The sequence below is a fragment of the Caballeronia concitans genome (assembly GCF_001544615.1).
Lineage (GTDB): Bacteria > Pseudomonadota > Gammaproteobacteria > Burkholderiales > Burkholderiaceae > Caballeronia > Caballeronia concitans.
Genome location: NZ_FCNV02000011.1, coordinates 59078 through 82869 on the forward strand (window position 1 = coordinate 59078; position 23792 = coordinate 82869).

General features: G+C 63.7%; 23 protein-coding genes. 12 read left to right on the forward strand and 11 right to left on the reverse strand.

Going from position 1 to position 23792, the window contains the following annotated elements:
- The first annotated feature begins 118 nt into the window (after positions 1-118).
- From AWB72_RS21710 to AWB72_RS21745, 8 genes are all read left to right on the forward strand, one after another.
- A complete protein-coding gene (locus AWB72_RS21710) occupies positions 119-355 on the forward strand; it encodes a hypothetical protein (protein WP_052449982.1) in 237 nt (78 codons plus the stop codon).
- A gap of 124 nt (positions 356-479) precedes the next feature.
- A complete protein-coding gene (locus AWB72_RS21715) occupies positions 480-1535 on the forward strand; it encodes a threonine aldolase family protein (RefSeq protein ID WP_040051461.1) in 1056 nt (351 codons plus the stop codon).
- Between the two features lie 92 nt (positions 1536-1627).
- The gene (gene gbd, locus AWB72_RS21720) at positions 1628-2776 is read left to right on the forward strand and encodes a 4-hydroxybutyrate dehydrogenase (RefSeq protein ID WP_040051462.1); all 1149 of its coding nucleotides are present in this window, start codon (positions 1628-1630) and stop codon (positions 2774-2776) included.
- A gap of 3 nt (positions 2777-2779) precedes the next feature.
- Complete coding sequence (locus AWB72_RS21725) at positions 2780-3217, forward strand: acyl-CoA thioesterase (protein WP_040051463.1); 438 nt, start codon at positions 2780-2782, stop codon at positions 3215-3217.
- A gap of 28 nt (positions 3218-3245) precedes the next feature.
- Positions 3246-4169 carry a branched-chain amino acid ABC transporter permease gene (locus tag AWB72_RS21730; RefSeq protein ID WP_040051622.1) on the forward strand — a complete coding sequence of 308 codons (924 nt, stop codon included), beginning with the start codon at positions 3246-3248 and terminating at the stop codon, positions 4167-4169.
- Positions 4162-5241 carry a branched-chain amino acid ABC transporter permease gene (locus AWB72_RS21735; RefSeq protein ID WP_167550977.1) on the forward strand — a complete coding sequence of 360 codons (1080 nt, stop codon included), beginning with the start codon at positions 4162-4164 and terminating at the stop codon, positions 5239-5241. The genes AWB72_RS21730 and AWB72_RS21735 overlap by 8 nt, the downstream gene beginning before the upstream one ends.
- On the forward strand, positions 5238-5975 hold the full coding sequence (locus AWB72_RS21740; RefSeq protein ID WP_040051623.1) for an ABC transporter ATP-binding protein: 738 nt from the start codon (positions 5238-5240) through the stop codon (positions 5973-5975). The genes AWB72_RS21735 and AWB72_RS21740 overlap by 4 nt, the downstream gene beginning before the upstream one ends.
- Positions 5972-6670, forward strand: coding sequence for an ABC transporter ATP-binding protein (locus AWB72_RS21745; RefSeq protein WP_040051465.1), 699 nt, complete (start codon positions 5972-5974; stop codon positions 6668-6670). The genes AWB72_RS21740 and AWB72_RS21745 overlap by 4 nt, the downstream gene beginning before the upstream one ends.
- 14 nt (positions 6671-6684) lie before the next feature.
- Here the strand turns inward: AWB72_RS21745 and iolB are convergent, their stop codons facing one another.
- From iolB to AWB72_RS21780, 7 genes are all read right to left on the reverse strand, one after another.
- On the reverse strand, positions 6685-7491 hold the full coding sequence (gene iolB / locus AWB72_RS21750) for a 5-deoxy-glucuronate isomerase (RefSeq protein ID WP_040051466.1): 807 nt from the start codon (positions 7489-7491) through the stop codon (positions 6685-6687).
- A complete protein-coding gene (iolE, locus tag AWB72_RS21755; RefSeq protein WP_374728913.1) occupies positions 7488-8405 on the reverse strand; it encodes a myo-inosose-2 dehydratase in 918 nt (305 codons plus the stop codon). Before iolE ends, iolB begins: the two co-directional genes overlap by 4 nt.
- A gap of 12 nt (positions 8406-8417) precedes the next feature.
- On the reverse strand, positions 8418-10274 hold the full coding sequence (iolD, locus tag AWB72_RS21760; RefSeq protein WP_208863165.1) for a 3D-(3,5/4)-trihydroxycyclohexane-1,2-dione acylhydrolase (decyclizing): 1857 nt from the start codon (positions 10272-10274) through the stop codon (positions 8418-8420).
- Entirely contained in the window at positions 10271-12262 is a 1992-nt protein-coding gene (locus AWB72_RS21765) for a bifunctional 5-dehydro-2-deoxygluconokinase/5-dehydro-2-deoxyphosphogluconate aldolase (RefSeq protein WP_208863166.1), read from the reverse strand. The genes iolD and AWB72_RS21765 overlap by 4 nt, the downstream gene beginning before the upstream one ends.
- An 11-nt stretch (positions 12263-12273) precedes the next feature.
- Positions 12274-13062, reverse strand: coding sequence for an ATP-binding cassette domain-containing protein (locus AWB72_RS21770; protein WP_040051469.1), 789 nt, complete (start codon positions 13060-13062; stop codon positions 12274-12276).
- Positions 13063-13072: 10 nt separating this feature from the next.
- Complete coding sequence (locus AWB72_RS21775) at positions 13073-14242, reverse strand: ABC transporter permease (protein ID WP_040051470.1); 1170 nt, start codon at positions 14240-14242, stop codon at positions 13073-13075.
- 157 nt (positions 14243-14399) lie between these two features.
- Positions 14400-15452, reverse strand: coding sequence for a sugar ABC transporter substrate-binding protein (locus AWB72_RS21780; RefSeq protein ID WP_040051471.1), 1053 nt, complete (start codon positions 15450-15452; stop codon positions 14400-14402).
- 235 nt (positions 15453-15687) lie between these two features.
- On the opposite strand from AWB72_RS21780, the gene AWB72_RS21785 reads away from it, so the two are divergent.
- From AWB72_RS21785 to AWB72_RS21795, 3 genes are read left to right on the forward strand one after another with little or no spacing between them, the layout of a single operon-like run.
- Positions 15688-16566: a MurR/RpiR family transcriptional regulator gene (locus AWB72_RS21785; RefSeq protein WP_040051472.1), complete on the forward strand. Its 879-nt coding sequence runs from the start codon at positions 15688-15690 to the stop codon at positions 16564-16566.
- A complete protein-coding gene (gene iolG, locus AWB72_RS21790) occupies positions 16556-17560 on the forward strand; it encodes an inositol 2-dehydrogenase (protein ID WP_040051473.1) in 1005 nt (334 codons plus the stop codon). Before AWB72_RS21785 ends, iolG begins: the two co-directional genes overlap by 11 nt.
- Positions 17557-18573, forward strand: coding sequence for a Gfo/Idh/MocA family oxidoreductase (locus AWB72_RS21795; RefSeq protein WP_040051474.1), 1017 nt, complete (start codon positions 17557-17559; stop codon positions 18571-18573). Before iolG ends, AWB72_RS21795 begins: the two co-directional genes overlap by 4 nt.
- A 29-nt stretch (positions 18574-18602) precedes the next feature.
- Here AWB72_RS21795 and AWB72_RS21800 read toward each other — a convergent pair whose 3' ends face one another.
- Positions 18603-18938, reverse strand: a complete 336-nt coding sequence (locus AWB72_RS21800) for a helix-turn-helix domain-containing protein (protein ID WP_040051475.1) — start codon at positions 18936-18938, stop codon at positions 18603-18605.
- Positions 18935-19288 (reverse strand): type II toxin-antitoxin system RelE/ParE family toxin, encoded by a 354-nt coding sequence (locus AWB72_RS21805; RefSeq protein WP_040051476.1) that lies wholly within the window; start codon positions 19286-19288, stop codon positions 18935-18937. Before AWB72_RS21805 ends, AWB72_RS21800 begins: the two co-directional genes overlap by 4 nt.
- Before the next feature lie 225 nt (positions 19289-19513).
- On the opposite strand from AWB72_RS21805, the gene AWB72_RS21810 reads away from it, so the two are divergent.
- The gene (locus AWB72_RS21810) at positions 19514-19741 is read left to right on the forward strand and encodes a sulfurtransferase TusA family protein (protein ID WP_040051477.1); all 228 of its coding nucleotides are present in this window, start codon (positions 19514-19516) and stop codon (positions 19739-19741) included.
- Positions 19742-19812: 71 nt separating this feature from the next.
- Here the strand turns inward: AWB72_RS21810 and galU are convergent, their stop codons facing one another.
- Both galU and AWB72_RS21820 read right to left on the reverse strand, forming a co-directional pair.
- Positions 19813-20694, reverse strand: a complete 882-nt coding sequence (gene galU, locus AWB72_RS21815) for a UTP--glucose-1-phosphate uridylyltransferase GalU (RefSeq protein WP_040051478.1) — start codon at positions 20692-20694, stop codon at positions 19813-19815.
- 76 nt (positions 20695-20770) lie between these two features.
- On the reverse strand, positions 20771-23638 hold the full coding sequence (locus AWB72_RS21820) for a valine--tRNA ligase (protein WP_040051479.1): 2868 nt from the start codon (positions 23636-23638) through the stop codon (positions 20771-20773).
- Positions 23639-23792 lie beyond the last annotated feature (154 nt).

Consider the following 23792-nt stretch of genomic DNA (forward strand, 5'->3'; position numbering starts at 1 on the left):
AGGCAGTATGAAGCGGCCCGGTCGGTTAACGTCGACCGGGCCGTTTTTCATTACAGCTTGTCAGGCATACCGCGTGCAACTGCAGGTGCATTCCTCAACGACGAAAAGGAGATGAACCATGAATCGCAAGATTGCATCGATGCTGCTGGCCGCCACGATGATCACCGCAACGGGCGTCGCACAGGCGAAGGGCTGCGTCTCGGGCGCGGCGGTGGGCGGCGTCGCGGGGCACATGGCCGGCAAGCATGGCACCGCTGGCGCGGTCGGCGGCTGCGCGATCGGCCATCACGAAGCCAACAAGAAGGAAAAGAAGGCGCAGGAGTCCGCAGCCGCCAGTGCGCCGGCCGCGAAGTAGTCGCGAGGGCGCGCCTGCCGGTCCCGAAGCGCGGGACCGCGCGGGCAACCGCTAAAATGGCCGGCAATCCGGGCGCGCGCCGCATCCACGCGCGCGCCACTTCACCAGCCTTCTCGCGATTCCCATGACAGCGCCCACGCCTCTCACGCAGCACTTCGCCTCCGACAACTACGCCGGCATCTGTCCCGAAGCGCTCGCCGCGCTCGTCGAGGCGAACACGAGCGGCCACGAGCCCGCTTATGGCGACGATTCGTGGACCGCGCGCGTCTGCGACCGCATCCGCGAACTGTTCCAGACCGATTGCGAAGTGTTCTTCGTATTCAACGGCACGGCGGCCAATTCGCTCGCGCTGGCGTCGCTGTGTCAGTCGTATCACTCGGTCATTTGCCACGAACTCGCGCATATCGAAACCGACGAATGCGGCGGCCCCGAATTCTTCTCCGGCGGATCGAAACTGCTCACCGCGAAGGGCGAGAACGGCAAGCTCACGCCGGACGCGATCGAAGACCTCGTCACGAAGCGCGCCGATATCCACTATCCGAAGCCGAAGGTCGTCGCGCTCACGCAGGCGACCGAAGTCGGCACGGTCTACACCGTCGAGGAAGTGCGGGTGATCGCGGCCATCGCGAAACGCCGGCATCTGAAGGTGCATATGGACGGCGCGCGTTTCGCCAACGCGGTCGCCACGCTGAACGTGCATCCGTCGGAAATCACGTGGCGCGCGGGCGTCGACGTGCTGTGCTTCGGCGGCACGAAGAACGGCCTGCCGGTGGGCGAGGCGGTCGTGTTCTTCGACAAGGCGCTCGCCGCCGATTTCGCGTATCGGCTGAAGCAGGCGGGGCAGCTTGCATCGAAGATGCGCTTCATTTCCGCGCCGTGGCTCGGCTTGCTCGATGACGACGTCTGGCTGCGCAACGCGCGTCATGCGAACGCGATGGCGCAACTGATGGCCGAGCGTCTCGCCGATATCCCCGGCGTCAACGTGCTCTTCAAGCCGCAATCGAACGCGGTGTTCGCGGAATTGCCGGCGCACGTGTCAGCGGCGCTGCGCGCGAAGGGCTGGCGCTTCTATCAGTTCATCGGCTCGGGCGGCTGCCGGCTGATGTGCGCGTGGGACACGGCGCAGGAGACCGTCGAGCGTTTCACCGACGAAGTGCGCGCGCTCGCCGCCGCACGCTGACGCGCTTCGCGTCGAACCCCCGATTGACACGCGCGCCGCGCGGCTCCTAACATGGCCGCACCGTCAACCACCCGATCCGGTCGCCGCCCGCCATGGCCTTCATCTTCTATCTGACGCATATCCATCTCGGTTACGACTCGCTCGCGATGCTGCAAAGCGAATGCGAGCGCATCGGCATGAAACGGCCGCTCGTCATCACGGACAAGGGCGTGGCGGCGGCGGGCTTGTCGGGGCGCGTGATCGAAAGCGCGAAGCTCGGCGCGCTGCCCGTATTCGACGATACGCCGTCGAACCCGACCGAAGCGATGGTCCGCCAAGCCGCCGATCAATACAAACGTGAAGGCTGCGACGGCTTGATCGCGGTGGGCGGCGGATCGTCGATCGATCTGGCGAAGGGCGTCGCGATCGCGGCCACGCACGACGGCCCGCTCACGACTTACGCGACCATCGAAGGCGGCAGCGGCAAGATTACCGAGCGCGCCGCGCCGCTGATCGCGGTGCCGACCACGTCGGGCACGGGCAGCGAAGTGGCGCGCGGCGCGATCATCATTCTCGACGACGGGCGCAAGCTCGGCTTCCACTCGTGGCATCTGCTGCCGAAATCCGCGATCTGCGATCCGGCGCTCACGCTCGGCTTACCGCCCGGCCTCACCGCCGCGACCGGCATGGACGCCATCGCGCATTGCATCGAAACGTTCCTCGCGCCCGCGTTCAATCCGCCCGCCGACGGCATCGCGCTCGACGGCCTCGAACGCGCGTGGGCGAACATCGAACGCGCGACGCACGACGGCCAGGACCGCGACGCGCGGCTCAACATGATGTCCGCGTCCATGCAGGGCGCGATGGCGTTTCAGAAGGGCCTGGGCTGCGTGCATTCGCTGTCGCATCCGCTGGGCGGGCTCGCGGTGAACGGGCGCACGTCGCTGCATCACGGCACGCTGAACGCGGTCGTGCTGCCCGCCGTGCTGCGCTTCAACGAAAGCGCGCCGACGGTCGTGGCCGAGCGCCGCTTCGAACGCATGCGCCGCGTGATGAACCTTGCCGCCGACGCCGATGTCGCGCAGGCCGTGCACGACATGACCGAGCGCCTCGGCCTGCCGACGCGTCTATCGCAGATGGGCGTCGATGCGGGCATGTTCGACAAGGTCGTGAAGGGCGCGCTCGCGGATCATTGCCACAAGACGAATCCGCGCGAGGCGAGCGCCGAGGACTATCGGCGCATGCTGACGGAGTCGCTCTGAACGATGACGAAGCCGGTTCCGACCACGCGCGCGGATTATCCGCACTTTCTGTCGATCAGCACGCGCTGGTCCGATAACGACGTCTACGGCCACATCAACAACGTCGTCTATTACAGCTACTTCGATACGGTGGTGAACGAGTATCTGCTGCGCGCGGGCGTGCTCGATTTCAGCGAGGGCGAGACCATCGGCCTCGTCGTGGAGACGCATTGCAATTTCTTCGCGCCCGTCGTGTTTCCGCAGCAGATCGATGCGGGCTTGCGCGTCGAAAAGCTCGGCAACACGAGCGTGCGTTACGAGGTCGCGATCTTCGCGGAAGGCGCTGATGAAGCCGCCGCGCAAGGGCATTTCGTGCATGTGTACGTGGATCGCGTGACGCGCCGGCCGGTGCCGTTGCCCGCGCCTCTCGTCGATGCGTTGAAGCCGCTCGTCAACGCTTGAGGGTTTCGTGTTGCTTCAGTGGTTCACGATGAGCCTGCTCAACGGCGTGAGCGTCGGGCTGCTGCTTTTCATGCTGTCGGCGGGTCTCACGCTGATCTTTTCGATGCTCGGCGTGCTCAACTTCGCGCACGCGAGTTTCTACATGCTGGGCGCGTATGTCGCGCAGGCGCTCGCGGTTCATCTCGGCTTCTGGGGCGCGCTCGTGATCGCGCCGGTCGTCGTCGGCGCGCTCGGCGCACTGTTCGAGCGATGCCTCTTGCGGCGCGTTCACGCGCGCGGCGCGCTTGCCGAACTGCTCCTGACCTTCGGCGCGGCAATGGTGATCGGCGAGAGCGTGAAGCTCGTCTGGGGACTCGGGCCTTTGCCCGCGACTATCCCGCCCGCACTCGACGGCCCGCTCTTCACGCTGTACGGCGCGGCGTTCCCGCGCTATCGCGTGTTCATGATGACGCTTTCCATCGCGATGCTCGGCGCGCTCGCCGTCGTGCTGCGCACGTCGAAGACGGGCCTCGTCGTGCGCGCGGCGCTGACGCATCCGGCGACCGTCGAAACGCTCGGCCATGACGTGCCGCGCGTGTTCACGACAGTCTTCGCCGTCGGCTCGGCGCTGGCCGCGCTCGCGGGCGTGATCGGCGCGCCGCTCGCCGTCGTCGAACCCGCAATGGCCGATGCAATGGGACCGATCGTGTTCGTGGTCGTGGTGATCGGCGGGATCGGTTCGCTGCCGGGGGCGCTGGTTGCATCGCTCGTGGTCGGCTGCGTGCAGACGTTCGCGGTGGCATCGACGGCATCGGCGGGCAGCATCGCCGCAGCGTTCGGCTTGCGCTTGCCGGATGCGTGGGCCGCGCTGACCGTCGCGCAACTCGCGCCCGTCTTGCCGTATGCGCTGCTCGTCGCGATGCTCGCCGCGCGGCCGCACGGTTTCCTCGGCGAGCGCACGCGCGATGCGTAAGTTCGTCGCGCTTATCGCGTTCCTCGCGCTGCCGCCACTCGTCATCGATCAATCGTGGCTGCTCGCGTACCTCGCGCAAACCGCGACGCTGATCGTCTTCGCGCTCTCCTACAACCTGTTGCTCGGCGAAACGGGCTTGCTGTCGTTCGGGCATGCGGTCTATGCGGGGCTTGGCGCGTTCGCCGCCGCGCACGCGTTCAACGCGCTCGGCGTGCCGTTGCCGCTCTTGCCGCTCGTCGGCGGATGCGCTGCCGTGCTCGCGGCGTTGCCCATCGGCGCGATCTCGACGCAACGCGCGGGCACGCCGTTCGCGATGATCACGCTCGGCATCGGCGAACTCGTCGCGGCGAGCGTGTGGCTCGTGCCGGGCTGGTTCGGCGGCGAGGCGGGCGTGACCATCGATCGCGCGAGCGGGCCTCCGTTCCTCGCGTGGACGTTCGGCCCGCTGCGGCAGGCGTATGTGTTGATCGCGTGCTGGTGCGTGGTGTCGTCGATGACGATGTTCGCGTTCTCGCGCACGCCGATGTGCCGTCTCGCCAACGCCGTCCGCGACAATCCCGCGCGCACGGCGGCGATCGGCTTCGCGCCGCGCGGCGTGCGCTTTCACATGCTCGTCGTGTCGGCGTTCTTCGCGGGCATTGCGGGCGTGCTGTCGTTGATCAACGTGGAGCTGGTGTCGGCGGAAAGCGTCGGGCTTGCGCGCTCGACGGGCGTGCTGGTCGCCACCGTCATCGGCGGAACGGGATCGTTCTTCGGACCGATGATCGGCGCGGTGCTGCTCACGTTTTTCAGCGTGGCGGTCGCGAGCGTGTCCGCTGCATGGCCGATGTACCTCGGACTCTTTTTCGTGTGGGTGGTCGTGGCGTCGCCGGATGGCGTCGTCGGCTGTTTCAAGGGCGATGCGCGTGCCATCGTGCTTCGCGTGACGAGCGCGGCCGTCTGGTGCGCGGCGTCGGCGATCGTGATCGAAACGCTGTACGCGCGCGCCGATATGCCGCGCATGATGTGGCTCGCCGTCGTGCCGCTCGTGCTGCTGGGCGCGTGGCTCGCGCGACGGAGACCCGCGCGATGAGCGCCGCGCTCGACATACGCGGCGTCGTCAAACGCTTCGGCCCGACGCACGTGCTGCGCGGCGTCGATCTGCGCGTCGAAGAAGGCGAGCGGCACGCGATCATCGGCCCGAACGGTGCGGGCAAATCCGCGCTCTTCGATGTGATCTCGGGACGCACGCGGCCCGACGAAGGACGCATCGTCGCGCGAGGCGTCGATCTGACCGGACGCGCGCCGCATCGCGTGAGCCGCGTGCTGGCGCGCAGTTTCCAGACGACGAGCGTGTTCGGCGGCCTTACCGTGCTCGACAATCTGCGGTGCGCGGCGCTGGGCGCGGCTTCATCGCGCGTGCTGGATCGCTGGCTGCATTCGCGTTCGATCGATGAACGTGCCCGCGCGATGCTCGACGCGATCGGCTTGTCCGCCCGCGCCGACGATCTCGCCGCGCGCCTCGCCTACGCGGAGCAACGCGCGCTGGATCTGGGCATCGCGCTCGCGACCGATGCGCCGCTCATCCTGCTCGACGAGCCCACTGCGGGCATGAACCGCGGCGAGGCTGCACGTGCGCTCGCGTTGATTCGCGCGACGACGCAGGGGCGCACGCTGCTCGTCATCGAACATGATATGGACGCGGTGTTCGCGCTGGCGGATCGCATTTCGGTGCTCGTGCGCGGGCGCGTGATCGCATCCGATACGCCCGCCGCGATTCGCGCGAACCGCGACGTGCAGGACGCGTATCTCGGAGCGGCGCCATGAGCGCACTCTTGCGCATCGACGGCTTGCGCGCATGGTACGGCGCGGCGCAAGTGCTGCACGGCGTGAATCTCGCGATAGGCGAGGGCGAAGCGGTCGCGCTCGCCGGACGCAACGGCTCGGGACGCTCGACGCTCGCGAAAGCCATCATGGGCCTCGTGCGATGCGAGGGCGACATGCGTTATCGCGGCGTGCAGCTCGTCGGCATGCGGGCGTTTCGCATTGCGCGGCTGGGCATCGGTTACGTGCCCGAAACGCGCGATGTCTTTCCGACGCTGACCGTGCGCGAAAATCTCGTGCTCGGCGAGAGGACGGGCGCGCGGTTCGCGATCGATGATGCTTATAGACTTTTCCCTTCGCTGCATGAACGCTCGGCGGTGAAGGCGGGCGCGCTGTCGGGCGGCGAACAGCAGATGCTCGCACTCGCGCGCACGCTGATGGGCGATCCATCGCTGATCGTGATCGACGAGCCGGGCGAAGGACTCGCACCGCGTGTGATCGAGCAAGTGGCGCAATCGCTTGCGATGCTGCGTTCGCGCGGCGTCGCGATGCTGCTGATCGAAGAGCGTCTCACGATCGCGCGCATGCTGAATGCGCGCGTCGCGGTGATGGGCCACGGCGCCGTGCAGTTCGATGGGGCGCTGGACGAACTCACGCGGCGCGAGGACGTGGTGCGGGAGTGGCTGGCGGTGGGCTGACGGTGGGTTGAGCGTCACCCCTTGCTGTCCCTCTCCACGATCCACTCATGCTTCGGATCGTTCCTGAAGTGCCACGTGCGCTTGTCGCCGGCCATCACGTTGAGATAGTAGTTGTCGTACCCATAAGGCACGACAACCGGATGATATCCGCGCGGCACCATCACGACGTCGTGATCCTCGACGGCCATCGTTTCATCGAGATCGCGTTCATCGGTATAAACGCGCTGGAACGCGAAGCCTTGCGGCGGATTCAGCCGATGGTAATACGTCTCTTCCAGCGCACTCTCATTTGGTACGTTATCCTGATCATGTTTATGCGGAGGATAACTCGACGCATGCCCGCCCGGCGTCCTCACTTCCACCACGAGCAGCGACTCGGCGGCCTCGGTTTGCGGAAGAATATCGCAGACGTAGCGCGTATTCGCATGCTTGCCGCGCGTCGAACGCTTCATCTGCGAAGGTTCGATGAGACGTGGCGGATACACGCCCGTCGCCGGTGCGCTCGCCACGCCGATCTCCGATTCGCGTTCCGCACGCACGATGGCCGCGAGCTTCGGCGGCACGTACACCGCATACGGCGCGGCGTCCTCGAACACGCTGTCGCGCGAGCCGATGGACGGCCAATGCTCATCGCCCGCTTCGACGCTCACCGTGCCCGTCAACACGACAAGGCAGCTTTCGCGTTGCGCATCATAGATATGAATGACATCGCCCGCATCCAGGCGATACGCGGCGAAACCCACATGCTTCCAGCCCGCGGAATCGGGCGTGACGCGCGCGATGGTTTGCCCTTCGCGCGATGCTTTCACTAGCAGGCTCATGCGGCCTCCTTCGAGTTGTGCGGCTGCGCGGCATCGACGAGTGCGCGCAGCGTGCGGTATCCCTTTTGGGCATAGGTATAACTCGGCGCGATGACCGGGTCCTGTTCCGCTTCCACCACGAGCCAGCCGCGATAATCATGCTCCGCAAGGCACGCGATGATGCCCGGATAATCCACCGCGCCATCGCCCGGCACGGTGAACGCGCCGTTGATCACGGCATCGAGAAAGCTCCAGTTGCGATTGCGCGCGAGCTTCACGATCTCGGGACGCACGTCCTTGCAATGCAGATGGCACACGCGTGCGATGTGTTTCTTCAGCACCGTGACCGCATCGCCGCCGGCGAACGTGATGTGGCCCGCGTCGAAGAGCAGGCCGACGGCATCGTTCGTCGATGCCATCAGACGGTCAACATCCGCAGGCGTTTCGACATACGCGCCCATGTGATGATGATAGGCGACACGCACGCCCTTGGACAGCGTGTATTCCGCGAAGCGGTTCAAACGTTCGGCGTATTGCGACCATTGCGCGTCCGAGAAAAAGCGGGGCCGCTGATATAGCGGACGCGGCGCGCCCTGAATCGAATCCGCGACTTCGCCATACACCATGACGGCCGCGCCGTTTTGCGCGAGCAGGTCCAGATGCGGACCGACCGCTTCGATCTCTTCTTCCGCGCTGCGTTGCGCGAGCCTGCCTGAATACCAGCCTGAAACAAGGGCTAAATCGTATTGCGCGAGCAGCGCCTTCAGCGCTTGCGGTTCACGCGGGAACTTGTTGCCCAGCTCGAAGCCTTCATAGCCGATCTCGCGTCCTTCGGTCAGCGCGACCGACAAGGGCGTTTCGCCGCCGAGTGAAGGCAGGTCGTCGTTCATCCACGACAAGGGATTGATTCCGATGCGCACGTGCAAGGGCATGATGTTCGTCCTCGACTAGTCGTGAATGCCGTTGCGCGCCTTGACGGCGCGTTCATAGTCGGCGCGCGCCGACATGACCGCATCGCGGTCCGATACCTCCGGCACCGCGACTTCCCACCACCATCCGCCTTCTTCGGTGGTGCGCGCGGGATCGGTATCGATCGAGATCAGATAGCTGCGGTCCGCCGCACGCGCGCGCTTCATGGCAGCCTCCAATTCGTCGATGTTCGCGACATGTTCCGCAAGCGCGCCCATCGAACGTGCGTGCATGGCGAAGTCGATACGCGGTGCGCCGAGCGATCCCTGCTTGCAATCGTCGAGCAGGTTGTTGAACGGCGCGCCGCCGCATGCCTGCTGCAAGCGATTGATGCAGCCATAGCCGCGATTGTCGAGCAGCACGACGATCAGCTTCGCGCCGAGCATCACGGACGTGGCGAGTTCGCTATTCATCATCAGATAACTGCCGTCGCCGACGATCACGATCACTTCGCGCTCAGGCCGCGCGAGCTTCACGCCGACGCCGCCCGCAATTTCATAGCCCATGCACGAGTAGCCGTATTCGACGTGATAGCCGCCCGGCGCGCTCGTGCGCCACAGCTTCTGCAGATCGGCGGGCAGCGTGCCCGCTGCGCACACGACGATATCGCCCGCAGGCGATGCATCGTCCGAACGTTGCACCGCGCCGATCACATCCGCTTCGCGCGGCAGGCGTCCATCGGGCACGGGCGTGTTCGTCACATGCGCAACGGTCTCGCGCCAGTCGTTCGCCGCACGATGCGCACGCGTCGTCCATTGCGGCGATGCACGCCAGTCGCCGAGCGCTTGCGAAAGCGCATCGAGCGCGAGACGCGCATCGGCTTCGATGGCGGCGGCGTTCTGCTTGAGCGCATCGAATGAATTGGCGTTGATCGCAACGAGCCGCGCCTCGGTGAAGAGCGTGTTCGATCCCGTCGTGAAGTCCTGCAGGCGCGTGCCGACGGCGAGCACGCAATCGCTTGCATGCGCAAGCTCGTTCGCCGACGACGATCCCGTCACACCGATGCCGCCGACGTTCAATGCATCGTCCCATGCAAGCGCGCCTTTGCCGGCCTGCGTCTCCGCGACCGGCATGCCGTGCTTGTGCGCGAAGTCGCGCAATGCATCGCTCGCGAGGCCATAAAGCACGCCGCCGCCCGACACGATGAACGGCTCGCGCGAGTCACGCAGCATCGCGGCGGCGCGCTCGATTTCGCGCGGCAATGCAGCGGGCGCGTGAAACTCGATCGTGCGCGGCTCGAAGAACGAAGCGGGGTAGTCGTAGGCCATCGCCTGCACGTCTTGCGGCAACGCGAGCGTGACGGGACCGCATGACGCTGCATCGGTGAGCACGCGGATCGCGCGAGGCAACGCGCTCAGCAATTGCGCCGGATGCACGATGCGGTCGAAGTATCGCGATACCGCTTTCAACGCATCGTTCGCGGATGCGCCGCCGTCTTGACTATCTTCGACTTGCTGCAACACGGGATCGGGCGCGCGCGAGACGAAGATATCGCCCGGCAGCAAGAGCACGGGCAAGCGGTTCACATGCGCGAGCGCCGCCGCCGTCACGAGATTGGTCGCCCCGGGACCGATGGATGTGGTCACGGCCATCATGCGGCGTCGCATATGCGCCTTCGCATAAGCGATCGCGCTATGCGCCATCGCCTGCTCGTTGTGCGCGCGATACGTCGGCAAGGTCTCGCGATGCCGATACAGCGCTTCGCCCATGCCCGCGACATTGCCGTGCCCGAAGATCGCGAACACGCCGCCGAAAAGCGGCTCGCCGTTATCCGTGCGCAGCGCCGCGAGATAGCGCACGAGCGCTTGCGCGACGGTCAGTCTGACGACGTTCATGCGGCTTGCTCCTGAGTGGTGTCGGCGGGCGCATGCGACGATGCACGCGCCTCGCGCCATGCTGCGATCAAGGTTTCGAATGTGCGGCGCACGCGCGCGATGAGTTCGTCATCGTCGATCTCGCGTGCAAGCCACGCCTGGCTCGGCTCATGAAAAATGGTGCGGCCGACGGTAAAGCCCTTGCATGTCTTCGATGACGCCGCAGCGCGAAAGCCCTCGCGCAACTGATCGACGCCCGCCGACAAGCCCAGCAGCACGACGCCACGGCAATACGGATCACGTTCGCCGATGAGCGCATCGATCGCTTGCCATTGCTTCGCGTTCATCGGTTCGAGCTTCCACCATTCCGGGAGTATCCCAAGGTTATAGAAGCGCTTCAACGCGCGATAAACCGTGTCCTCGTCCGCGGGCGGCCCGTTCTTCGGCACGATCACTTCGAGCAGCAACTCATGGCCGCTTGCCTGCACGGCATCGTAGAGCGCGCGCAACTGCGCTTCCTGTTCGAGCCGCACGTCATGCGGATGATCCGGGTGATAGTGAACGAGGCACTTCGCGACATGCTCGCGCGGCCATTCGATCAACGTCGTGCCGATCGAGCGGCCATGATCGAAGACGAGCGGCATCGAACCCGGCAACTCCACCGGCCTGCCGATCCACCAGCCGCGTCCCGTCGCCGCGTTGAGCGCATCTTGTCCGTATCGATCATCGATCAATACGCCGATGCGTCCTGCAAGTCCCAGTTGCTTCTCCGTTTGTGCGACTGCATCGACGAACAAGCCTTTGAGCGTCGCAATGCGCGCTTCGCTCGCGCCCGCCTGTTGCGCAAGCTCGAAGAACTGATTGCGATGATCGAACGCGAAGCCGAGCACTTCGTCCCATTGCTTGCGCGCAGGGCTCACGCGATGCAGCCGCGCAAGCGTCGCATCGCGATCGGGGCGGCGCATGCGTGCCGGATCTTGCCGTGCAGCTTCGAGGAAGTAATCGAGTTCGGCGGGCGTCGGCATGGCGGGCGCACAGCCGTGCCGCGATACGACGAGCGCGCCGCATGCATTCGCCGCGCGCGCGCATGCTTCGAGCGGTTCGTCGCGCAGCCATCCCGAGAGAAAGCCCGACGCGAACGCATCGCCTGCGCCGAGCACGTTGAGCACTTCCACTTCGACGCCGCCGTGAACGGGCGCATCGTCGATGGAAGCGGGCACCGCGCCTTCGATGATCGAGCAGCCAAGCGGCCCGCGCTTCACGACGAGCGTGGCGTGCGTCACGGCGCGCACCATCGCAAGGGCATCGATCAAACGATCCTTGCCGCCCGCGATGCGAAACTCTTCTTCGGTGCCGATCACGAGATCGATGAGCGGCAGAATGCGCTGCAAATGCGCGGTCACGCCTTCGTTCGCGATGAAACGCGTCTCGCCATCCGCCTTGCCCGTGAGTCCCCACAGCACCGGCCGATAATCGATATCGAGAATCGTGCGAACGTCGTTGCGCCGCGCGTACTCCAGCGCGCGGCGGCTCGTGCGGTTCACTTGCTCCGTCGAAAAGTGCGTGCCTGTAATGAGCAACGCCTTCGATGACGCGATATACGCTTCGTCGAAATCGCTTTCATCCACCGCCATGTCCGCGCAGTTCTCGCGATAGAACACGAGCGGAAATGTATCGCGATCTTCGATGCCGAGCAGCACGAGCGCCGTGAGCCGTTCGTGATCGATGCGAACGTGGCTCACGTCGCAGCCTTCGCGATCGAGCGTCTCGGTAAGAAAGCGGCCCATGTGGTCGTTGCCGACGCGCGCGAGCATCGACGATTTCAGCCCCAACCGCGCGCAGCCGAACGCGATGTTCGCCGACGATCCGCCGAGATACTTCGCAAACGACGACACGTCTTCCAGCCGCGCGCCGACCTGCTGCGCATACAGATCGACGGCGAGACGCCCGAGACACACGATGTCGCGCGTGCGATTCGGCGCAAAGCGTGATGGTTGTTGTGCTGACATGGCTGCCGTCCTCATATCGTCGCGCCTTCGAGTTCGCTGATCATCTTCTGCATTTCCGCGCCGCCCGCCATCATGTCGAGCACTTCGTTCTTCGTGATCGTGTCCTTGGTGAAGGTGCCCATCGAGCGGCCGCGATTGAGCAGCGTGAAGGAATCGCCGATGGGGTACGCGTGATGCACGTTGTGCGTGATGAAGATCACCGAGATGCCTTTCTCGCGCGCCTTATGAATCAGCTTGAGCACGTTGAAGCTCTGCTTCACGCCGAGCGCGGCGGTCGGTTCGTCGAGAATCAAAACACGCGCGCCGAAGTGAATGGCGCGCGCAATCGCAAGACATTGCTTCTCGCCGCCGGACATCGTGCCGATAGGCTGATGCGGATCGCGCACGTTGATGCCCATTTCGCCGAGCTTCGCCCGCGAGGTTTCGGCGGCCAGATCAAGGTCCATAACCTTAAGGATGCCGAAACGAGTCTTTCGAGGTTCGCGTCCCATGAAGAAGTTGCGTGCGACCGACAACAGCGGCACGAGCGCGAGGTCCTGATAGACGGTCGCGATGCCGAGATCGAGCGCTTCTTTCGGAGACTCGAAATGCACGGGCTTGCCATCGACGAGATATTCGCCGGAAGAGGGCGCATGGACGCCCGCGAGCGTCTTGATGAGCGTGGACTTGCCCGCGCCGTTGTCGCCGAGCAGGCAGTGCACTTCGCCGCGTTTGAGCCGCAATGTCACGCCGTTCAGCGCGATCACCTTGCCGAAGAACTTGCTGACATTTTCGAGCGCGAGAATGGTGTCGTCGTTCATGGTCTTCTCCTCATTGCGCCTGAGATACGCGACGGCGCACGTAATGATTGAAGAGCACGGCGATCAGGAGCATCACGCCGAGAAACACGCGGAACCAGTCGGAACTCACGTTCGTATAAGTGATGCCGATCTGAACGACGCCGAAAATGAGTGCGCCGAAGCACGCGCCGACGACCGAGCCGTATCCGCCCGTCAGGAGCGTGCCGCCGATGACGGCCGCGATGATCGCTTCGAACTCTTTTTGCAGGCCGCGATCCGCCGCCGCCGATCCGATGTCGCACACTTGTAGCACCGCGAAGAGGCACGAGCAGAACGCGGTGAGCACGAAGAGCGATATCTTCACGCGCTTGACCGGCACGCCGACATTCTTCGCGGCGTTGGCATCGCCGCCGACCGCGAGAATCCAGTTGCCGTAGCGCGTCTTGGCGAGCACGAACGCGCCGATTGCGGCGAGCGCGAGCCACCAGAGAATGACCTTCGGTATGCCCGGCACGAGCGGCTGGCCGCTATCGAGCAAGGTGCCAATGCCCATGTGCGCGAGCCATGTGAAGAAGCCATGCAGCGCCACGCCATGAAAGAGCGTGTCCGCAAGCCAGTCTTTTTGCGCGAGATCGCCGACGCCGGAGATGATCGTGCGGTCCGCAAACATGATCGAGAGCGCGAGCGTCAGTCCGCGCAGAATGAAGAGAAACGCGAGCGTCACGATGAACGACGGCAGGCGCGTGCGCATCACGAGATAGCCGTTGAGCGCGCCGAGCAGCATCGATGCGACGAACGCGAAGAGAATCGCAAGCGATATCGGCCAGTGAAAATAGACCGACGGCAACGCGACCATCATGCCGGCGAAGCCGATCATCGAGCCGATGGACAAGTCGAATTCGCCCGCGATCATCAGAAGGCACGCGCCGACCGCGAGCAAGCCGAGATATGCGGCCACTTGCGACCAGTTCATCACGCCGTCGAGATTGAACATGCCCGACGATCCCGCGCCGAAGCCGAACACGAGAAACACGAGCACGGTGCCGGAAATCGCGGCGAATTCCGGGCGATTCAACAGATGGCCGAACCACGATTGCCGGCGCACGCGTTCGTCCGACGGCTTGTCCCTGTCCGTTGCGGAATCAGCGTTGTCCTGCTGAGGGTTCGCGTGCGGAGGATAGTGCTTGCCGGCTACGCCCATGATGGCTCCTTTAATCGACAATGCATTGCAAGACGGTACGGATGCGTGCGCGCCTGCCGCGTCCGCGCTTGGGACGCAGCAAGAGCCGATGAAGAGAGAAACGCGGGCGGCGCGGCGTGTTTCGAACCGATGCCGCCCGAAGAAGGTCAGCCGCGCATCAGCGATACTGCCCGGCGTACTTCACGACCTTGTCGAGATTTTCTTTGGTGATGAAACCCGGTCCCGAGCGAATGTTCTTCGGCCCATACGAAGGCTGCAAGCCGTAGGTTTCGAGGCGCGCCTTGAACTTCGGGTTCGCTTCGAGAATCTGGCGGATCTTCGCGGGATCGGTGGTGTGTTCCTTCTTCGCAATGGCCAGCACCGCGACCGGAATATAGCCCTGCAAATACGGCTGCTGATCGATGGCGAACTTGATCGTGCCCTCCTTGATGGCCTTCGCGATGTCGTCGGAGAAGTCGAACGTCACGAAATAGACCTTGTTTTGCAGGCCCATTTGCGCGACGGCCTTGAGCGTCGCGGAGGCGGGCGTCGGTCCGAGCGTGAGGATCGCCTGCGTATCCGGATGATTGCGCAGATACGCCGATACCTTCGATTGAATCTCCGTCGGGTCCTGTCCCGAATCGATGGTCGATGCCTTGTAGTCGATGCCGAGCGCATCCGCGAAGCCCTTGCATCGATCGAAGGAAACGGTGTTGGTCGCGATGTGATTCACGCACAGAAACGACTTCACGCCGGCCGCTTTCGCCTTCTCGCCCGCCGCCTTGCCCGCCACGTATTCGGGCTGGCCCACATGCATGATCGCGCCGAGTTGCGCGCTTTGCTCCTCGGTGCCCGAATTGATCGTCACGAGGGGAATCTTCTTCGCGGTGACCTTGTTGAGCGCGCTTTTCAGCACGTCGAAGTCCGCGATGGTGGTGATGACGCCGTCATAGTTGCGCGCCGCGGCCTGTTCGATGAGACGCGCCATGTCCGCGATATCGCCGTTGGGCGGATTGCGGTAGTCGGTCTGCACGTTGAAGTCCTCGTCGGCCTGCTTGATCGAGTTCTTGATGGTGTTCCACCACGAGTCCGAGTCCGGCGCGTGGCTGATGAGCACAAACCTGGCGTCCGGCGCGGCGTGCGCGGTGGACGTCGTCAACAACGCGGCGCTGCACAACGCAGCAGCAGCCGCCAGCGCGCGCAGCGCGGCCCGACCGTTGCAAAGGATCATCGTCTCCACCTATCTCGGTTGTTGTTCGGTGTGATCTCGTGCGAGCCGATGCGAGCCGTGGACAGACCGCAAGTCGATGCATCGTGCTCACGACCGAGATTAGGTCAGTTTTCGGCGACCTGCAATAGGTATTTCATCGGTGCGACAAATAGAAAATGCATTCCAATTTGCTTGCGGCCTTCCTATAATCGCTTCACCTGGCGCTCATTTCGAACGCCGACGACACGAGCTTCCCATGCAGGATGAAACCAGCACCGACGCGCCGGGCGTCGACGAACTGATGCAGCGGATCACCGATGCGTACGACTCCTTGCCGCGCCAGTTGAAGAGCGTGGCGACGTATATCGAGCAGCATCGGCCGAGCGTGATGATGGATCGCACGAGCGACATCGCCGCGTCGTGCGGCGTGCATCCGTCGGCGGTGGTGCGGTTTGCGCAGCGCTTCGGCTTCTCGGGCTTTTCGGACTTGCAGGCGGTGTTCCGGCAGGCGTACACGGGCGGCAGCGCGTCGCAGAGCTATCAGCAGCGCATCCGCAAATTGATCGACGAGAAAGCGGGCGAGGCGTCGGGCGTATCGGTGGCGCGCGAATTCATCGCGGCGAGCCGTGCGGGGCTGGACGAACTCGAGGCGGGCCTCGACGATGCGCAGTTCGAAGCGGCCGTCGAAATGCTCGAGCAGGCGGAGAACATCTATGTGATCGGCGTGCGCCGGTCGTTCGCGGTGGCGAGTTACATCGTGTATGCGCTCGGGCATACGAAGAAGCGCGTGCATCTCGTGTCGGGCATCGGCGGGATGATTCGCGAGCAGATTCGCAGCGTGAAGAAGGGCGATGTAGTGATCGCGATCAGCTTCGCGCCCTACGGCAAGGAGACGCAGTACTGCGTGCGCGCGGCCCAGCATCACGGCGCGAAGACGCTCGTCGTCACCGATAGCCAGCTTTCGCCGCTCGCGCGTCATGCGAGCGCCAGCCTGCTCGTGAAGGAGGGCAGCGCGTTCGCGTTTCGCTCGCTGACGAGCACCATCTGCCTGTGCCAGGCGCTGTTCATCGCGCTTGCGTACCGGCTCGAATTGAACGTCGAGGAATCCAGGGAGACAAGCGGCTATGACGATTGACGTGGCGGTGTTCGGAGCGGGGCGCATCGGCAGGATTCATGCGGCGAATCTGGCGCGGCAGCCGGGCGTGCGGCTCAAATACGTGGTCGATGTGAACCGTGAGGCGGCTGCGGCGCTCGCGGAGCAACACGGCGCGCAAGTCGCCGATGTCGATGGCGCGATGGGCGATGCGTCCATCGGCGCGACGGTCATCTGTTCGAGCACGGACACGCATGCGGACCTGATACTCGCATCGGCGGCGCAGAAGAAGCATGTGTTCTGCGAGAAGCCCGTCGATCTGACGCTCGAGCGTGCGCGCGCCTGCGCCGATGCGGTCGCGCAGGCGGGCGTCGTCTGCATGATCGGCTTTCAGCGCCGCTTCGATCCGACGTTCTCGGCGCTGAAGGCGCGCGTCGAGGCGGGCGAGATCGGCGATCCGGAAATGCTGATCGTGACGAGCCGCGATCCGGGCGCGCCGCCTGTCGAATACATCCGGCATTCGGGCGGCATCTTCAAGGACATGCTGATTCACGACTTCGACATATTCCGCTGGATGCTCGACGACGAAGCCGACACGCTGCACGCGACGGGCAGCGTGCTGTCCGATCCGGCTATCGCGGAGGCGGGCGATATCGATTCGACGGCCGTCACCATCCGCACGAAACGCGGGCGGCTGTGCCAGATCAACACGGCGCGGCGCGCGGCGTATGGCTACGATCAGCGTTTCGAGTTGCTCGGCAGCGCGGGCATGCTGCAGGCGGGCAACGTGCGGCCGACCGAAGTCACCGCGTACTCCAAGACAGCCGTATCGAGCGACGTGCCGGAGGCGTTCTTCCTCGAGCGTTATCGCGCGGCGTATGCGCTGGAAATCGCGCATTTCTTCGATGCGGTCAATCACGGCAAGCCGGTGCGCACGACCGTCGCCGACGGCATGAAGGCGCTTGAGCTCGCCGAAGCCGCGACGCTCTCGTGGCGCGAGAATCGCGTGGTGCGGCTCGGGGAGAACGCGGCATGAACGCGGTGCGCGTGGGCATCGTCGGACTGGGTCGGCTCGGGCGGCGTCATGCGGAGAATCTCGCGTGGCGCGTGCCGGGCGCGCGGCTCGTGGCGGCGTGCAGTCCAGTGCAAGAGGAACGCGACTGGGCGAAAGCGCATTTCCCCGAGACTGCGATTCATACGGACTACGAATCGTTTCTTAACGACGCATCGGTCGATGCCGTGTGGCTCGTCACGCCGACATCGCTGCACGCGACGCAGATCATCGCCGCGTTGCGCGCGGGCAAGCACGTGTTCTGCGAGAAGCCGCTGTCGCTCGATCTCGCCGAATGCGATGTCGTGATCGAAGCGCACGCGCGTCATGCGCATTTGCACGTGATGATCGGCTTCGTGCGGCGCTTCGACGCCAGCTATCGCGATGCGTTCGAGAGCGTTGCGCGCGGCGCGATCGGCCGGCCGTTCATGGTGCGCTCGCAGACCTGCGACAAGAACGATCCCGATGGCTTCTTCGTGCGATTCGCGCCGACATCGGGCGGCCTGTTTCTCGATTGCAGCGTGCATGACGTCGATCTTGCGCGCTGGCTGCTCGGCAATCCGCGTGCGAAGCGCGTGTTCGCGAGCGGGACCATCGCGATCCACGAAGGCTTGCGCGAATGCGGGGATATCGATAACGGCGTGGGCGTCGTCGAATTCGACGATGGACGGCTCACGGTGCTGTACGCATCGCGCACGATGGCGCACGGACACGATACGCAGACCGAGGTGATCGGCACGGCGGGGGCGCTGTCGGTGGGGCGCAATCCGCGGTTGAATCGCGTGGAGATCGCGGATGAACATGGCATGCGCAACGCGTGCACGCCGACGTTTTTCGAACGATTCGAAGATGCGTTCTTGCGCGAGGCGCAGGCGTTCGTCGCTTCAGTCGCCGGTGGCACGCCGACAGGACTCACGCTCGACGATGCGCGCGAGGCGACGCGCATCGGCATCGCGCTTCGCGAGGCGTATGCGAGCGGCCGTCCGGTGGATCTTTGACCGTACGCACCCGCCGCGCATGAAGGAGTTCAGCCCACGACCATCGTGACCGGCTTGCCGATGCGCGCCAGCATTTCGACGAGCGTGTCTATCGTGAACTTGCTGGTCTTCTTGTTGACGACATCGGATACGCGCGGCCGCGTCACATGCAGAATCTCGGCGGCATCGGCTTGCTTTAGATGATGAGCTTCGATCCACGACGCAAGCTCGTCCATGAGTTGCTCCTTGAGCACGAGCGTCTGGCCGATGAGGGCCTGCGATTCGGCCTGATACTGGCGTGCTTCGTCGGGTGCAAAGCCCAGTTCGGCGAACAGATTCGCCCCGGGCTTCGTCACGTGCCGGACCTTGGTGTCTACCTTGCTCATATTTGCGCCTTCCTTTCCCGTATTTCGCGGACGATTGCCCGATAGCGGATCGCTGTAATCTCTTTATCCTGCTTCGATGTCGCCCGGGTTTTCTTCTGAAAGCAATGCAAGACGAAGACCGCTTCGTCGAACTTGGCTACGTACATCACGCGATAAATGCCGTTGATGTCCCTGATTCGGATTTCCCGAACGCCGGGGCCGACGTCGTCGAAAGGCTTCCAGTCTTCGGGATCGAGTCCGCACTGAAGACGGCCAAGCTGAAAGCCCGCTTCGCGCCGTGCGGCGGACGGGAATTCGAGAATGTCGTCATAGGAAGAGCCGACCCAGCGAATCTCTCGTTCATCGATCATTGTACAAAATTTTATACAGCGCATCGTGCGCCCAAATTGGGGCCAGCGCGACGCGCGTTGAACAGAACGCACAATCTAGTCGCTGGAACGCGATGCGTGAACGAGAGAACTCTCAACTAAGGGCGGGTTGCATGCGAGCGGCCGTCCGGTGGATCTTTGACCGCTGCGTTAAAATTGGGCTTTCGCAGCGCTCAATCACGCAGGCCCACGGAAGGTTCAATCGCGATGGAAGTTCACAAGGAAGTCGACGCGCGCGGGCTCAACTGCCCGTTGCCGATTCTGCGCGCCAAAAAGGCGCTCGCCGACATGACGAGCGGTCAGATTCTAAAAGTGCTCGCCACCGATCCCGGATCGCAACGCGATTTCGCGGCATTCGCGAGGCAAACCGGCAACGAGATCGTCGAATCGACGTCGCAGGACAAGACGTTCATCTTCCTGATGCGGCGTCGTTAAAAACAGAAGGCAGAAAGCAAAATGCCCGTCACGATTCGTGACGGGCATTTTTTTAGGCAAAGGAGAAAACCTTAGCCTTCGAGAATCGGCGAGCGCGTGCGCAGATATTCTTCGAAGTCCTTCGCCACTTCCGGATGACGCAACGCGAACTCGACCGTCGCCTTCAGATAGCCGAGCTTGCTGCCGCAATCGAAACGCGTGCCGTGATACTTGTACGCGAGCACTTGCTCATCCGACAGCAGCGATTGAATCGCGTCCGTCAGTTGCAGCTCGCCGCCCGCGCCCGGCTTCAGCGCGCGGATATGATCGAACACGCGCGGCTTCAGCACATAACGGCCGACCACGCCGAGATTCGACGGCGCCACCGAGGGCTCCGGCTTCTCGACGATGCCCGACAGCTTCACGATGTTGTCTTCCCATTCCTTGCCGTCGATCACGCCGTACGACTTCGTGTCTTCCGGCGGAATCTCTTCGACGCCGATCACCGAACTGTGATAGTGATCGAACACTTCGATCATCTGCGTCAGCACGGGCGGCTTGCCGTAAAGCAAGTCGTCCGCGAGGATCACGGCGAACGGGTTGTCGCCGACGAGCTTTTCGGCGCACAGCACCGCGTGGCCGAGGCCGAGCGCTTCGGCCTGACGCACGTAGAAACAGTCGACATGGCTCGGCTTGATGCTGCGCACGAGTTCCAGCAGCTTTTCCTTGCCGCGCGCTTCGAGCTCGGCTTCGATCTCATACGACTTGTCGAAGTGATCTTCGATAGCGCGCTTGCTGCGGCCCGTCACGAAGATCATTTCGGTGATGCCGGCGGCCATGGCTTCTTCGACCGCGTATTGAATCAGCGGCTTGTCGACGACCGGCAGCATTTCCTTCGGGCTGGCCTTCGTCGCGGGCAGAAACCGCGTACCGAGACCCGCAACCGGGAAAACTGCTTTGGTAACTTTTAGCATGTGATAACCCTGATCCTGTTAAACATCCGGAATTTCGAGCGATTCGGCTCAACGGGAGTCGGTATAAAACTCCGGTTCAAACGGGCAGTCGCAATAATTGCGCCTGGAGCTTCTCGATGGTGGTCTCATATTCTGCCAGCCTTTTGCGCTCCTGATCAACGACAGCGGCCGGCGCTTTTGAAACAAAGCTTTCATTTCCGAGCTTGGCGTTACATTTAACGATTTCGGCTTTGAGCCGGTCCACTTCCTTTGTCAGACGCTCGCGTTCGGCGGCGACATCGATCTCGACTTTGAGCACCAGTTTGTGCGTGCCGACGATCGCAACCGGTGCGCCGTGCGCCTCCTTGTCGAGCGCGGCTTCGTCGTCGATGATCTTCACTTCCGAAAGACGCGCGAGCGCCGCAACGTAAGGCGCGAACGTGGAAAGACGCGCCGCGTCGCCGTGCGCGAGCAACGGCACTTTCACCGCAGGCGACAGATTCATTTCACCACGCAGATTACGACATGCGTCGATGACCGCCTTCAGTTCGGCCGCCCACTGTTCCGACGATTCATCGATCTTCTTCGCTTCCGCGCGCGGATATGGCTGCGTCATGATCGACGCTTCGCCTTCCTTCGCGCCCGCCGGATACGCGTCCGTCAGCGGCGCGACCTTCTGCCACAGCGCTTCGGTGATGAACGGAATGATCGGGTGCGCGAGGCGCAGCACCGTTTCCAGCACGCGCAGCAACGTGCGGCGCGTGGCGCGCTGCTGCTCGGGCGTGCCGTTCTGGATCTGCACTTTCGCGAGTTCCAGATACCAGTCGCAGTACTCGTCCCACACGAACTTGTAGATCGCGCTCGCGACGTTGTCGAAACGATAATCCGCGAAGCCTTTCTCGACTTCCGCTTCCACGCGCTGCAGGAGCGAAACGATCCAGCGGTCCGCCTGCGAGAAATCCGTGTAGCCGCCGGGGCCGCAATCGCCGGGTTCGCATGCACCGGGTTTCGAGAAACCGCAATCGTGGCCTTCGCAATTCATCAACACGAAGCGCGTGGCGTTCCAGAGCTTGTTGCAGAAGTTGCGATACCCCTCGCAGCGCGCCAGATCGAAGTTCACGTTGCGGCCGAGCGTGGCCATCGACGCCATCGTGAAGCGCAGCGCATCGGTGCCGAATGCCGGAATGCCATCGGGGAATTCCTTGCGCGTCTTCTTCTCGATCTGCGCGGCCTGCTTCGGATTCATGAGGCCGGTCGTGCGCTTGGCGACGAGCGATTCGAGATCGATGCCATCCACGATATCGATCGGGTCGAGCGTGTTGCCCTTGCTCTTCGACATCTTCTGGCCTTCGGCGTCGCGCACGAGGCCGTGCACGTAGACGGTGTCGAAGGGCACCTTGCCCGTGAAATGCGTGGTCATCATCACCATCCGGGCGACCCAGAAGAAGATGATGTCGAAGCCCGTCACCAGCACTGAGGACGGCAGGAATGCGTCGAGCTCCTTCGTGTGATTCGGCCAGCCGAGCGCCGAGAAGGGCACGAGCGCGGACGAAAACCACGTGTCGAGCACGTCTTCATCGCGCTTGAGTGCGCCTTTGTAGCCTTGCGCGTCGGCCTCGGCGCGCGCTTCTTCTTCGCTCTTCGCGACGAAGATTTCGCCGTTCTCGCCGTACCACGCGGGAATCTGATGGCCCCACCACAACTGACGCGAAATGCACCAGTCCTGGATGTTCTCGAGCCATTGATAGTAGGTCGTGGTCCAGTTTTCCGGCACGAACTTGATCTGGCCGTTGCGCACGACTTCGAGCGACGTTTCCGTGATCGACTTGCCCGGATTGAACGTGCCTTCGGGCGCGGGCTTCGTCATGGCCACGAACCACTGGTCCGTGAGCATCGGTTCGATGACGACGCCCGTGCGATCGCCGCGCGGCACCATGAGCTTATGCGGCTTCACGGAATCGAGCAGGCCGAGCGCCTCGAGGTCCGCGACGACCTGCTTGCGCGCATCGAAGCGGTCCATGCCGCGATACTTCTCGGGCGCGTTCTCGTTGATCTTCGCGTCGAGCGTGAGGATCTCGATCTGCGGCAGCTTGTGGCGAAGGCCGACGGCGTAGTCGTTGAAATCGTGCGCGGGCGTGACTTTCACGACGCCGGTGCCGAATTCGCGGTCCACGTAGTCATCGGCGATGATCGGGATTTCGCGATCGCACAGCGGCAGCACGACCGTCTTGCCGATCAGATGCGCATACCGCTCGTCTTCCGGATGCACCATCACGGCGACGTCGCCGAGCATGGTTTCGGGGCGCGTGGTCGCGACCGTCAGATGGCCGGAGCCGTCCGGCAGCGGATACTTGATGTGCCACAGGCTGCCGTTTTCTTCCTCGCTCACCACTTCGAGATCGGACACGGCGGTGCCGAGCACCGGGTCCCAGTTCACGAGGCGCTTGCCGCGATAGATCAGCCCTTGCTTGTAGAGCGTGACGAAGACATCGCGCACGGCGGCGGACATCTTGTCGTCCATCGTGAAGTATTCGCGCGACCAGTCGATCGACGCGCCGAGCCGGCGCACTTGCCGCGTGATGGTCGAGCCGGACTCCTGCTTCCACGCCCACACGCGCTTCAGGAATTCCTCGCGGCCGAGGTCGTGGCGCGAGATGCCTTGTGCATCGAGCTGACGTTCGACGACGATCTGCGTGGCGATGCCCGCGTGGTCCGTGCCCGGCACCCATAGCGTGTTCTCGCCGAGCATGCGGTGATAGCGCGTCAGGCCATCCATGATGGTCTGGTTGAACGCGTGGCCCATGTGCAGCGTGCCGGTGACGTTCGGCGGCGGCAGTTGAATGGAGAAATTCTTTGCGCCTTCCTTGAAGGTGGGCGCGGCGAGACCGCGCTTTTCCCATTCCGGGCCCCACTGGGACTCGATGTTTTGAGGCTCGAAGCTCTTCGCAAGCGTGTTGTCGCTCATCGTGAAATCTGCCGAAAAATGCGTGAAAAAGTGCGGGGAATCCCCAATTATAAGGTTCGCCAAGGCTCCATCGGATGAATTGCGCCTTCGGCCGGACGGCATAGGCCCGAACGCCGCCATCGGCGCGGTCTTATAATGGTCGGCCGCCTTCTGC